This is a genomic window from Agrobacterium sp. H141 (genome assembly GCF_057158725.1).
Genome location: NZ_CM169893.1, coordinates 1,821,724 through 1,834,324, shown reverse-complemented (window position 1 = coordinate 1,834,324; position 12,601 = coordinate 1,821,724). Strand labels below are relative to the sequence as shown.

General features: G+C 57.2%; 13 protein-coding genes. 5 read left to right on the top strand and 8 right to left on the bottom strand.

Annotated features, from left to right (window positions below):
- Positions 1–16: 16 nt before the first annotated feature.
- The 4 genes from ACWPM9_RS08370 to ACWPM9_RS08355 all read right to left on the bottom strand — a co-directional run bounded on the left by ACWPM9_RS08370 (position 17) and on the right by ACWPM9_RS08355 (position 5,120).
- Positions 17–1,045 carry an ABC transporter ATP-binding protein gene (locus ACWPM9_RS08370; protein ID WP_484757371.1) on the bottom strand — a complete coding sequence of 343 codons (1,029 nt, stop codon included), beginning with the start codon at positions 1,043–1,045 and terminating at the stop codon, positions 17–19.
- Positions 1,033–2,727: an ABC transporter permease gene (locus tag ACWPM9_RS08365; protein ID WP_484757370.1), complete on the bottom strand. Its 1,695-nt coding sequence runs from the start codon at positions 2,725–2,727 to the stop codon at positions 1,033–1,035. The genes ACWPM9_RS08370 and ACWPM9_RS08365 overlap by 13 nt, the downstream gene beginning before the upstream one ends.
- Positions 2,728–2,740: 13 nt before the next feature.
- On the bottom strand, positions 2,741–3,721 hold the full coding sequence (locus ACWPM9_RS08360) for an ABC transporter substrate-binding protein (protein WP_484757369.1): 981 nt from the start codon (positions 3,719–3,721) through the stop codon (positions 2,741–2,743).
- A gap of 172 nt (positions 3,722–3,893) precedes the next feature.
- On the bottom strand, positions 3,894–5,120 hold the full coding sequence (locus ACWPM9_RS08355) for an aminotransferase-like domain-containing protein (protein ID WP_484757368.1): 1,227 nt from the start codon (positions 5,118–5,120) through the stop codon (positions 3,894–3,896).
- Positions 5,121–5,386: 266 nt separating this feature from the next.
- On the opposite strand from ACWPM9_RS08355, the gene ACWPM9_RS08350 reads away from it, so the two are divergent.
- Positions 5,387–6,610: a GGDEF domain-containing protein gene (locus ACWPM9_RS08350; RefSeq protein WP_484757367.1), complete on the top strand. Its 1,224-nt coding sequence runs from the start codon at positions 5,387–5,389 to the stop codon at positions 6,608–6,610.
- A gap of 40 nt (positions 6,611–6,650) precedes the next feature.
- On the opposite strand, the gene ACWPM9_RS08345 is transcribed toward ACWPM9_RS08350, so the two are convergent.
- The gene (locus ACWPM9_RS08345; protein ID WP_484757366.1) at positions 6,651–7,235 is read right to left on the bottom strand and encodes a TetR/AcrR family transcriptional regulator; all 585 of its coding nucleotides are present in this window, start codon (positions 7,233–7,235) and stop codon (positions 6,651–6,653) included.
- Between the two features lie 69 nt (positions 7,236–7,304).
- Between ACWPM9_RS08345 and ACWPM9_RS08340 the strand changes: the two genes are divergently transcribed.
- Together ACWPM9_RS08340 and ACWPM9_RS08335 are read left to right on the top strand one after the other, a co-directional pair.
- Entirely contained in the window at positions 7,305–7,802 is a 498-nt protein-coding gene (locus tag ACWPM9_RS08340; protein ID WP_484757365.1) for a cupin domain-containing protein, read from the top strand.
- 368 nt (positions 7,803–8,170) lie between these two features.
- A complete protein-coding gene (locus ACWPM9_RS08335; RefSeq protein WP_484757364.1) occupies positions 8,171–8,545 on the top strand; it encodes a hypothetical protein in 375 nt (124 codons plus the stop codon).
- 88 nt (positions 8,546–8,633) lie between these two features.
- Here the strand turns inward: ACWPM9_RS08335 and ilvC are convergent, their stop codons facing one another.
- Positions 8,634–9,653 carry a ketol-acid reductoisomerase gene (gene ilvC, locus ACWPM9_RS08330; RefSeq protein ID WP_484757363.1) on the bottom strand — a complete coding sequence of 340 codons (1,020 nt, stop codon included), beginning with the start codon at positions 9,651–9,653 and terminating at the stop codon, positions 8,634–8,636.
- 28 nt (positions 9,654–9,681) lie between these two features.
- Positions 9,682–10,347 (bottom strand): TetR/AcrR family transcriptional regulator, encoded by a 666-nt coding sequence (locus ACWPM9_RS08325; protein ID WP_428187098.1) that lies wholly within the window; start codon positions 10,345–10,347, stop codon positions 9,682–9,684.
- A gap of 446 nt (positions 10,348–10,793) precedes the next feature.
- Between ACWPM9_RS08325 and ACWPM9_RS08320 the strand changes: the two genes are divergently transcribed.
- Positions 10,794–11,045: a hypothetical protein gene (locus tag ACWPM9_RS08320; protein ID WP_428187099.1), complete on the top strand. Its 252-nt coding sequence runs from the start codon at positions 10,794–10,796 to the stop codon at positions 11,043–11,045.
- 68 nt (positions 11,046–11,113) lie between these two features.
- Here the strand turns inward: ACWPM9_RS08320 and ACWPM9_RS08315 are convergent, their stop codons facing one another.
- A complete protein-coding gene (locus ACWPM9_RS08315; RefSeq protein ID WP_428187100.1) occupies positions 11,114–11,524 on the bottom strand; it encodes a winged helix-turn-helix transcriptional regulator in 411 nt (136 codons plus the stop codon).
- Between the two features lie 136 nt (positions 11,525–11,660).
- Between ACWPM9_RS08315 and ACWPM9_RS08310 the strand changes: the two genes are divergently transcribed.
- Positions 11,661–12,542 (top strand): SDR family oxidoreductase, encoded by an 882-nt coding sequence (locus ACWPM9_RS08310; RefSeq protein WP_484757362.1) that lies wholly within the window; start codon positions 11,661–11,663, stop codon positions 12,540–12,542.
- Positions 12,543–12,601 lie beyond the last annotated feature (59 nt).

The window sequence follows — 12,601 nt, the reverse complement described above, 5'->3', positions numbered from 1 at the left end:
CAAGGCTCCTGAGCGCCTATAGGCGCCAGCCTTCACGGATCCTGATGTTGAGATGGTCTCCGGATTTGACGGCGATCCGACTGAATGCGCGCAGGCTCTGTCCATCGTCCAGGGTCAGTCGCAACAGATGGCGCTCGCCCTCGAACGTCGCGCTCTCAACCCGCGCAGCGACACCGTCAGAACCAATCTCGATATCTTGCGGCCGCACGAGAACGTCGACTGTCCGTTCGTCAGATTGCAGCTGGTCAAGACCGGTCGCCATTCTCGAATGATCGTAGACACGCTCGGCAATCCCGTCATCCCTGACCGATAGAATACCCCCTTGCCCCATCAGTCCGCCAACCAGCTTGCCCTCAGGCCGCGCATACAGTTCGGCGGGCGCTCCAACCTGCAACAGGCGCCCTTCCGACATCACCGCGACATCCGTGGCAAGCGCCATCGCCTCGGCCTGATCATGGGTCACATAAACCATGGTTGCGCCAGAGCGCTGGTGAAATTCGCGGAATGTCTCTTCCATCTCCTGCCGCAAGTGGCGGTCGAGATTGGCAAGCGGTTCGTCCAGAAGAACCACATCGGGCTCAGTCACGAGGCATCGCGCCAAGGCCACGCGCTGTCGCTGCCCGCCGGAGAGGTCAGCCGGTCGTCGTCCAGCAAAGGGCTCGAGCCGCACGGCGGAAAGCGCGTCAGCCACCTTGCGTCGATACGGTTCTCCAGTCACGCCGCGCACCTTCAGAGGATAACCGACATTCTCGGCAACACTCATATGGGGCCACAGCGCATAGGATTGAAACACCATCGCCATGTTGCGGCGTTCTGGCGGCACAATCCCGCCGCCGTCGGACATCAGACGTTCACCGAGATAGATCGCGCCGTCGCTCGGTACTTCAAATCCGGCAATCATGCGCAGAACCGTCGTCTTGCCGCAGCCGGATGGCCCAAGCAGCGCCAGAAAGCCGCCATCCCGAATATCGAGAGAGAAGTCCGAGACGGCTGGCCGCACTCCGCCAAAATCCTTGGCCAGATGATTGAGTATCAGTTTCGCCACGGAACCACTCCTCTGGGCAGACGGTCGGCCAGACCTTCCAGGATCAGCATCAAAACGACCACCATCAGCACCACAAGCACCGAAAGGGCCGCCGCCAGATCATAGGAACCGCTGTCATCGAGATTGTAGATGGCGACGCCCAGCGTCTGTGTACCCGCTGACCATAAAAGCGCAGACACCGTGAGTTCATTGCAGGCGATCAGAAACACCAGGATGACCGATGCTCCGGCGGATGGTGCGATCAGCGGCAACAGGATATCGACTAGCCGATGACGAAATCCGGCACCGGACAGCCGTGCGGCCTCTTCCAACGCCGGATCAAGCTGCAGAAATGCACTCATGACCGGCTTGAAGCTGACAGCCAGAAAACTGGAGAAATAGGCAAGCAGAATGATCCAGATCGTACCGTAGATCGTCACTTTGAGGATCGGCAATGGTGCCGCAAACAGCAGAATAAAGGCGACCGCGATCACGATGCCCGGAAGCGCATAGGGAATATCAATCGACGACTTGATCAGGCCTGCAACAAAGCCGCGGCGCTTGGACAGCGTATAGGCCGCCAGAACGGTGATCACCAAAAGACCGATAGCCGTTGCTCCGGCCAGAAATATCGAATTGAAAAACGCCATCTGCGTGACGCTTTGACGAAACAGGATCTCGCGATAGGCCGACAGCGTTGCCGTATCGAGTGACAGCGCGACGCCATATGTCGGCACGAGAGAGGCTGCAAGCAAGGCAGCGAAGGGTGCTAGAAGAATGCAGGCAAGGCAAAGCCACAGCATGATTTCAACGGGCAGACGCCACCCTTCAAGCTTGAAACTTGCCACCGGACCCGACAGCCCGATCACCCTGTAATCGCGCCCCTTGAGCGCGCGATCCTGGATGGCAAGTCCAATGACAGCGATCAGTGCGATGATCCCCGACAGCATGGCGATATCACCAAAGGTACCGGAGCCGAAACTGGCAAAACGGGAATAAATCAAGGTCGGCAAGGTGATGATCGAGCCTGGAATTCCCAAAATGGCGGGAATGCCGAAATTGCCGATTGCAGACACGAAAGCGATGGCGGCACCGGCAATGGCACCTGGAATGGAGAGGGGCAGGATGATGTCACGCAACACCCGCATTGGCGACGCCCCGGACAATTGAGCTGCCTCCACACCCTCGCGCGGAAGGGACAAAAGTCCGGCGCGCAACGAGAGATAGACAAGCGGCGCATGCTGAATACCCAATAACAGCGCAATACCACCGAGCGAATAGAGCGGCTGCGGACTCCCCAGAGGCGGTGCAATGCCAAGCGCCTTCAACAGCGGACTGGATGGCCCGGTCATGCCGACAAAGGACAGTGCCGTCACCTGCGGTGGAATCATGGTGGGCAGCATGAAGAGGAAGCTCAACAGCCACCGCCCCCTGATATCCGTCAGCGCAAGTGCAAGCGCAAACGCGCCACCGAGGACGACAGAGATCAAGGTACCGGCAAGCGACGTCACCAGACTGTTGACGACGGCATGCCAGACCTGAGGATCGACAAGCAGATCGCCGGCACCCCCACCCATGATCGACAGCGCACCTGCATAGACCAGCCGTCCGAGCGGCACGATACTCAGGCAGGAAATTGCAGTGATAACAAAAGGAAACAGCCAGCGCGGCTGGCTGTTTCCGCTAGAGCTGAACTTGGCCAATGCAGTCTATTGCTCAGTTGGTCGCGAAAATATCCGAGAAAGTCTTCAGATCCTTGTCTGTCGATGCGAGTGCTGCCGCAGCATCGAGCGGCAGCACCTTGATCGTTTCGCGGGCCGGGAAACCAGTGGGCACAGGCATGCCGTTGCGCGCCGGGATATAGCCGAGTTTCAAGAAGCCATCCTGACCCTTTTCAGACAGTACGTAGTCGATAAACTTCTTGGCTGCCTCGGCATGCTTGGTGGTATTGAGAATAGCGACCGGCTCGGTGACGGCCGAGACACCCTCCTCTGGGAAGACGAACTCGACAGGTGCGCCCTTGGCCTTTTCGCGGATGGGAAGATAGTCGACGACCACGCCATAAGCCTTTTCGCCGGTGGCAACCGCTTTCAACACGCCGCCATTGCCGCCGGCGGCCGTTGCGCCATTTTCCTTCAACGCCTTGTAATAATCCCAGCCGAGCCCGTCCACACCGCTCAAGGTCTGCGCATGAATGAGCGCTGCACCCGAGGTGAGCGGGCTTGGCATCGCAACCAGACCTTTGGCTTCAGGCTTGGCAAGGTCGGACCAGCGCTGCGGCTTCATTGACGCTGCCGTGTTATACATGATGCCGGTTGTGATCAGCTTGGTGGAATAATAGGCACCATCGGCGTCATAGAGCGATGCATCGTAATTGACCGCTTCCGGTGACTTGTAGGCCATCAACTGGCCGGCCTGTTTCATGCGCTCGAGCGTGACCGTATCGGCGATCAGCAGCACGTCGGCACCCGGATTGCCGGCTTCGATCTCCGACATCAGACGCGCCATGATCTTGGTCGTACCGTCGCGAACCCAATCCACCTTGATGTCCGGATTGGCAGCCATGAAGCCATCGACTGTCGCCTGCGCGTCTTCATTGGGCTGGCTCGTATAGAGCACCAGATCGGCGGCTTGGGTAAAAGTCGCGGATGCAAGAAGCGCGATGGCGGCGACGGCGGAAGAAAGGCGTTTGGACATGATCAGACCCTCGTTTCAATTCGAGGCGGGTCTAGGCCTCTCGTGCAACATCTGTATGACAAACCGGTGAGGCGCGTTTCTCATCCAGCCGGACGGGAACAATCACAATCAGATAACAAAATGCCCTGTGAGCTCCGCCCCTGACGAACGTAACCACACACAAGTGTATTGGTCAGGCTGCAGCAGCCACAGCACCGCCGATCAGGCGCCCAAGACGGCTGATGCCTTCCTCGATCATCGCTTCGTTCGCACAGGAGAAAGATAGCCGTATCGTGTTCGCACCGGAGCCATCAGCGAAGAAGGCGCGTCCGGGGACAAACGCCACCTTCTCCGTTTCGACGGAGCGCGCCAGAAGCTCACCGCCGTCCAGTCCCGCAGGCAGTGTCAGCCAGATGAACATACCTCCGTCAGGCCTGGTCCATGAGCATCCAGCCGGCATAGAGGCAGTGAGGGCCTTGAGCATTGCATCGCGACGTGCACCATAAGCAGCCCTGATCTTGGCGACCTGCTGGGTAAAATGGCGCTCGGCCACCTGCGCAATCGCCATCTGGTTTATCGTCGACGAGTGCAGATCGGCTGCCTGCTTCATCAAGACCAGCTTGCGAATAACCGGTTTCGCGGCGACAACGAAGCCAACGCGCAGGCCCGGGGCCAACGTCTTGGAGAAGCTGCCGCAATAAATGGTGCGCGTATTTTCGATTGAGCCTTTCTCGGCAATCTCGAGAGCGAGAATCGGCGGGATTGCCTCACCGTCATAGCGCAGCGATTGATAGGCGGCATCTTCGATAATTGCGATATCCAGCTCGTCAGCCAGTGCCAGCAGCCGCTCCCGCCCTGCGCGGTCGATCGTTTCCCCCGTCGGATTGGAAAAATCGGCCGAGAGATAGGCAAATTTGACGGCCCCGCCCGCCGTCTCGGCGGCCGCTTTGTAACTGCCGGGCGTCCGATTGCCGTTGAGTGTCAACTGGTCATAAGACGGCTCATAGGCGTTGAAGGCCTGCAGTGCCCCCAGATAGGTTGGCCATGTCACCAGTGCCGTGTCCTTAGGCGACAGGAACAGCTTGCCCAGGTAATCAAGCGCCTGCTGCGAACCAGACGTGATGAAGACATTGTCGCTGCTGCAGGGAATGCCGAGCTTGGCCGTTTCACCGACGAGCCAGTCACGCAATGGCTGATAGCCCTCACTCACCGAATACTGCAGCGCCGCCGCAGCCTGTCCCCGGCTGAAGATACCGGCATAGGCGTCTTTGAACTCTTCATTGGGAAAGAGTGCCGGATCGGGAATACCGCCCGCAAAGGAGATGATATCGGGCTGGTCCAGGAGCTTTAGCAATTCACGGATTTCGGATGCCCGCATACGCGACGAGCGCGTCGCGAAAATATGATCCCAATTCATCATGGAGCGTTTCCTCAGTGCGTTCTTTTAAGAGGAAGCTGATCACGAAGACCTATATATGTCAATAATGCTGACCTATTTGAATGTGGCGCTCGGATCACCGGCAGGTGTTCATCGTGACATCCCAAACAGGGCAGCCACAGACGACAGGAGACACTGTCACGTCCCATGATCCGACCGGAGTGAATGCGCGCATTATTTATAAGGGTTTGTTTAAGCCTGGCATGCATTACTACCGCATCAGTATCGGCACACGCATTGGACACAACATGAAGTCCGCCCCTGCTGGAAGTTTTCTCAAGCTCGCGGTCGGGCAGGAGTACAACGAAGGCACCCATTGTTGGGACGTTCTCGACGATCTGTTCGATATGTGGCCGCACTTGATTGCGGGCACAGGCATTCTGATGATCGCGATTGCCAGTTATTCGGGTGGCGGATCTGTCGCTCTGGAATGGTCCGTCCTGTTTATAGCCTTACAACTCTTAATGAGAGCCGGCTTCAAGCTTGCCTATATACGCCGCTCCGAACAGGCCAGTCTTCAGCTTTGGCTTTACATCTTCTGGGTCGCGGCCCTTATGTCCGGGGTGCTCTGGGGCATATCCATGGCGCTGATGTTTCATCAGGCATCTCCTTCGATTCAGCTCATGACCCTCACAGTCGGTTGCGCAATCGTTCAGTCCGCAACATCCCGTGGCTACATGGCCCCGCTTCAGTCTATGTCACAGGCAGCAGCTTTGATGCTCATACTGGCAGCACAGGCTGTGCTGGATGGCCTGTATCTCGTTGCTCCTCTTGCGCTCTTGCTTATGCTGTTTCAGATCGGCCAGGTCCGGAAACTGATTGAATTGCGCGTGAGCGAGCTCAAGTCGAAGCAGGAGCGCGTTGAGGCACAGGAACTGTTGGCGGAAAAAGCTGAAGCGCTTGAGAGGGCCAATGCGCAACTCAAACACTACGCCATGACCGATGAACTGACGGGCCTTCCCAACCGGCGCAAGTTCGATCAGCGTCTTGCAAGGCAATTGGATGAGGCCGTCAGACAGGAGAACTGTCTCTCTCTGGCCCTGATTGACGTCGATCACTTCAAGCAATTTAACGACACCCATGGTCATCTCGCCGGTGATGCCTGCCTGACTGTGATCGGTCTTGTCATGAAGGAATTCGCCGACGTGCCAAGACTCTTTGCCGCCCGCTATGGCGGTGAAGAATTTGCACTGATCATGAGCTCAACCGATTCCACAGGTGCAGCCAGCATCGCGGAAAAGCTCCGCAAACTGATGTCCGAGATAGACATGTCGAATGTGATTGCAGGCGCCCCGGGCATCACGATCAGTATCGGCATTGCAACAATGCTCAACGGCGAACCTCTCTCCGCTGAGGACTTGATCAACCGGGCCGATTCCGGTCTCTACGAGGCCAAGCGGTCGGGTCGCAACCGCGTGCGGAGCGGCGACGGCCTGAAGCTGTCCTCGATGAAGGAACTCCCACAGACCTGACGGCTTGCAAAAGTCGTTTCGGACCGGATTGGCCATTCAATTAGGCAATCGCTGCACGCACTAGCCTGCGGGCGGCCCAAAGATAGACATCCCTCGCCTCCTCTCGGTCGAGTCCGCAGACGTCTTCAAGCACCACCGTTGTTTCAATACCGCACAAAAGGCTGAGGCTATGCACGAGACGGCGATAGTCTTCGGCGGGCAGTTCATCACGCAGCGGTGCCAGCGCGGCATCCAGCCAGCCAGTCCGGCGCCCGCCTCTTCGCGTGGCAGCGTCGTTGTTGGCCGTACTGGCCAGCAATGCCCGAAACATTGGCTCCTCAGCATCTACCATGGCCATGATCCGACCGATCACATCAACAACCCGTTCCTCCGGGTCGGCTCCGCCACTCGATGGGTCTACATGAATCGTTGCTGCGACGGCATCCAGCGCCGCCTCACGAATGAGGTCGTCCTGTTTCGAGAAGTAACGATAGGCAGTCGCTTTCGAAATTCCCGCATGATCTGCCACTTCCGCAATCGTGGGCTGCATCCCCTGTTCGATCAACGCGTGGGCCGCCCGCAGCAACTCTGCCCGCGTCCTCTTCTTCTGGTTGATCCGCTCGGAACTTTTCACTTGACCGTTCATTTGATCCTCTTTATGAGACTACTATCTCATTACGAGATAACTGTATCAAAACCATGAAGGGAAGCAACCATGAATACCGAAAAGATCCGCACAACCGATCCGGCAAAGCCGCCCAGTGGAGTGCATTTCCTCGGCAACTTATTGACCTTTCGCGCCCGCGCTGCGCAAACAGACGGCAAATTTTCCGTTGCGGAATGCATCACCGCGCCGGGTGCCGGCTCGCCCTACCACGCGCAACAGGATGAAGAGTCCTTCCTCATCCAGGAAGGAAATGTGGAATTCATCATTGACGGGAAAGCGATTCTGCTTGGCCCTCAGGAATTCATCTACATCAAGCCGGGCACGCCCCACCTCTTCAGGAATATCGGCGAAACGCCAGCAAAGATGTTGATCATCAACATGCCCGGCGGCTTTCACGAGGCATTCTTCGATGCCGTAGGCGAGCCCGTAAGCGGGGAAGCCGCGCAGTTTCCACCGCAGACAGATCCGGATTTCGCGTTCATCGCCGAAGCGGCCATCCGCAACGGCATCGCACTGCTGCCACCACCTCGATCCAACGATCATTGATGCCGTCAGGCGCGCCACCTTGGTATAAGCAAAGCATCCTCGACACTTAGGATTGTTTTAGGCAGCGCGGCGACGCGCAGTACGCTAATGCATCAGGTCATCCGCTGGAGCGTGCAATCAGCGGGAACAATCGCATCTGAAAAAGAATATCGCAGGCTACGGGAAAGCAGCTGGCTTGACACGGTGCACACGAAATGCCGCGGTCTCCGGCGCTGCCGTACGAAACACCATCGCGCCGTTGCGCGTACATGGATCACCGCAACAGTGACCAGGCCGCGCGCCGAAAGCGCATAAGCATAAACACACTCGGGGGACGCATTGGCGGGGACATGCCATGCACCGGGACACCACAAACAGGAGAGTTCCAAATGCGTGGACTATCATTCTTCTGCCTGACCACAGCCAGCCTCTACGCACTGGCCGGCATGGCCTTTGGCATCTACATGGCAGCGTCGCACGATCATATGCTCGCGCCAGCCCATGCCCACCTCAATCTGGTCGGCTGGGTCACCATCGCCCTTTATGGTTTTTACTATCACGCGGTGCCGGCAGCCTCTCTGGGGCGGCTGCCAAAAATCCAGGTGGGCGCGGCCACCCTGGGAGTGCTTCTGCTCGCCCCCGGTATCGCCCTGGCCATGCTCGATATTACCGAAGCCTTCGCCGCAATCGGCTCGCTCATCACCCTTATCGCAATGCTTCTCTTTGCGATCATAGTGATCCGCAATCGGGTCGCCGCCGTATAGTCCCATGTAAACGCAGCACAAAACTAAGGCCGGAGCGAAAGCCCCGGCCTCTTTTCATTGAAGTCGTTCTATCGGCCGATCTGCGATCTTAGTTGACCGACTTGTCGACCAGCTTGTTCTTGCCGATCCATGGCATCATGCCACGCAGCTTTTCGCCGACTTCTTCGATCTGGTGCTTGTCATTCATCCGACGAATGCCCTTGAAGCGTGCAGCGCCCGAATGCCATTCCTGCATCCACTCGGCAGTGAACTTGCCGGTCTGGATGTCCTTCAAAACACGCTTCATCTCAGCCTTGGTCTCATCGGTGATGATGCGCGGACCGGTGACATATTCGCCCCACTCGGCTGTGTTGGAGATCGAGTAGTTCATGTTGGCGATACCGCCTTCATAGATCAGGTCGACGATCAGCTTCACTTCGTGCAGGCATTCGAAATAGGCCATTTCAGGCGCGTAACCGCCTTCAACCAGCGTTTCGAAACCGGCGCGGATCAGTTCGACGAGACCGCCGCACAGAACGACCTGTTCGCCGAACAGATCGGTTTCGCACTCTTCCTGGAAGGTGGTTTCGATGATGCCCGAACGACCGCCGCCAACGCCGCAGGCATAGGACAGAGCCATTTCAAGAGCATTGCCCGATGCGTCCTGATGAACGGCAACGAGGCAAGGCACGCCGCCGCCCTTCTGATATTCGCCGCGCACCGTGTGGCCAGGGCCCTTTGGTGCAATCATGACGATATCGACAGAGGCCTTCGGCTCGATCAGGCCAAAGTGGATGTTGAGACCATGCGCAAATGCAATCGCGGCACCATCGCGAACGTTCGGTGCGATTTCATCCTTGTAGATGCCGGCCTGCAATTCGTCAGGCGTTGCCATCATCATCAGGTCTGCCCAGGCCGCAGCTTCCGCAACGGTCATGACCTTGAAGCCGTCGGATTCCGCCTTCTTGGCGGTTGCCGAACCGGCACGCAGCGCAATCGCCACGTTCTGGGCACCGGAATCCTTGAGGTTCAGCGCATGGGCGCGACCCTGCGAACCGTAACCGATGATAGCGACCTTCTTGGCCTTGATGAGGTTTACGTCGGCATCACGATCGTAATAAACGCGCATTGTCTTGTTCCTTCCCTGACTTAGTCGTTTAAAGCGTTGTTTTCTGGCCGACACCCGGGGCCGCCAGTATCTTGTCCGTGCCGTGAAGCGTGAGAAAGGCTGCAACGGCCTTCTGCGCCCGGGCGGCGAATAGATTATTGTCCGGTCTGTCGCCCAGCAGCATGCGCACATGCAGATCAGAGACGATCAGACCGTAAAAGGTACGATAGGCTTCTTCGCCATCGGAAAAGCGCAGCAGACCGTCGCGTTGGCCGGATTCGATCAGTGCCCTCGCCCGCCGGTCGATCTGGCGGCGCCCGCGCTCGCGCAAAAGGTGACCAAGCTTGGAGCCGTCGCGACTTGTCTGGCCGATTGCCAGGCGGTTCAGCGCCAGCGACACATCACCACTCAAGACATCGAGCAAGTCATGGGCAAAAACTTCAAGATGATGGGTCAGGCTTTCCGACGTCAGCCGTTCGCCTGCGCGCTCGACCGTCCTCACCTTGGAGGCCTGATGCGAGATCATCGCAGATAAGAGCCCATCGCGGTCGCCAAACCACTTGTAAAGGCTCTCCTTGGAGCAATTGGCAGCACGCGCCAGTCCAGCTGTTGTCAGCGACTTTTCGCCGCCGTCAACCAGCAAGCGCAAAGCCACGTCCAGAACGGCGTTCTGTCGCGGTGTAAAGCTACTGTCGCTTGCAGGATCGCTAAGCAAAATATCTCTCCCAAATTCCGTACCGTACCGTACGGTTCCGAGTTAGATACAGAGGACGCCGAATATCGTCAAGAGAAAAATGCAGACGACATAGACTGTCTTTTTGGCAGTGTAAGCGACGTGGCGCGCGACTCTCCTTCAACATGAATTGCACCGAGCGCGTCCCAATCCGCACACGGCAAGAGCCTTCTCCTGGATCAGGAGACGCAAGTTTTGTTGTTTATTATAACTTTTTTCAACAACCTATGAGAACCTTCAAAAATAATCGTAAGCACTTGAGAAACCTACAAAAAATTATAGCCCGTGGAAGAATTTTTCGGATCCTCGAAAGCCCTTCGTGACTTTTTTTGCGAGACTGCTCTTGCAAAAGTTATAAAACATAACGAAATACAGGCAATCGAACCGCACAGTTCGATTGTGCGCAACATTGATTACAGGAGAGTATTATGAACAAGTTCGCAACAGCCACCCTTCTCGCAGTTCTTGCCGGCTCGTCGGCAGCCTATGCGACCCAGCCGATCCAGGGCTCCATCACTTATAACGGTAACGAATCCTACCTGCCGAAGTCCCCTGTGGGTTCGAACTTCGAGCACCGCTTCACCGGCCAGGACGGTCAGGAATATCGCGAAATCTACCGCGTAAACGCCTCGCATAGTGTTGATCTGGTAACGCGCCAGATGCTCAGCAACGACCAGTAAGCTGGTATGCAAATCCCGTGCCCTGGTTTATGCGGGGCACGGGCAAATGGCGTGGCGATGCTGACGAATTAACCGATGTTTTGAAGTTCGTCATACGTCCTGCGCGCCGCCTCCACACTCCGGGCATTGTCTTCGGCCCAACGCACCAGGACGTGAAGCGACGCAAAGAGCGAATGTCCAAGCTTGGTCAAGCAGTATTCGACGCTCGGCGGTTTGGTTGGATACACTGTCCTCTGAACGTAACCGTCGCGTTCGAGATCCCGAAGGGTCTGGGTCAGCATCCGCTGGGAGATATCGGGAACCAGCCGGCGTAGCGCTCCGAAACGATAGGGCCGCTCAGCCAGCGTCAATAATAGAAGCGTCGACCACTTGCTGCCGATCGGCGCAATGACAAGACGAACCGGGCAATCTGCGATCGAGGAGTTGTCATCACTGTATTTCCGTAACTTGGACTCGAAAGTGCTGCGCGTGGCGTCCATGGGTAGTTCCTTTTACGTAACCAACTGCTGAAAAACTGCCTTCTTTACAACGAGGCGTCAATCTACAATTTAGCCCTACTCTCATTTTGAGAGCGCCTGCGGGTTTATAGACGTCCCGTCACCGAAAGGAAATACCATGACAAAGATCCTCATCACCGGCGCCTCCGGCAATCTCGGCGGCCTCGTCATCAAGCACCTTCTGGAAACCGAAAAGGTGCCCGCCTCCGATATTGTCGCCGGCTCGCGCAATCCGCAGAAACTCACAGAACTCGCCGCTCTGAATATCGAGACCCGCAAGGTTGATTTCGACGACGCAGATCTGCCATCCGCCTTCGAGGGCATCGACCGCCTGCTGATCATTTCGACTGATGAGTTGATGGCACCGGGAAAACGCCTCCAGCAGCATAAGGCTGCCGTCGAAGCTGCCACAACTGCCAAGGTCGGTCGGATCTATTACACATCCCTGCCCGACGCAGATACGTCACCGATCACATTCGCACCGGATCACTTTGGCACCGAACAGGCCATATCTGCATCCGGACTGCCGTATACCATCCTGCGCAATGGCTGGTACCAGGAAAACATGTTCATGAGCATCCCGAATGCCATTGCGTCCGGCACCATGTACACCTCAAGCGGCGATGGTAAGACAGCCTACATTGCCCGTGAAGACATCGCACGCGCGACAGCCGCGGCGCTCGCCAAACCGGCAAAAGAAAATCAGATCCTGACTTTGACCGGTGAGCGCGCCTATACCGACGCGGAAATTGCCGAACTCGCATCCAAGGCGACCGGAAAGCCCATCAATGTCGTGGCAATAAATGATGAGCAACTGGCCGAAGGCATGGCCGGTGCCGGCCTGCCGGCACCCCTGATCCCGATTCTGGTCTCCATGAGCACAGCAACGCGAGAAGGCAAGCTGTCGCAAATCACGTCCGACGCCCGCACCCTGATCGGCCAGCCCTTGAAGTCGACGGAGAGCTTTATCACTGAAAACGCCGCAGCCCTTGCAGGCTGACAGTCGGTCCCGAACCTGTTGCGCCAACGATCCGCCTTAGGCGCAACGGAAACCGACGG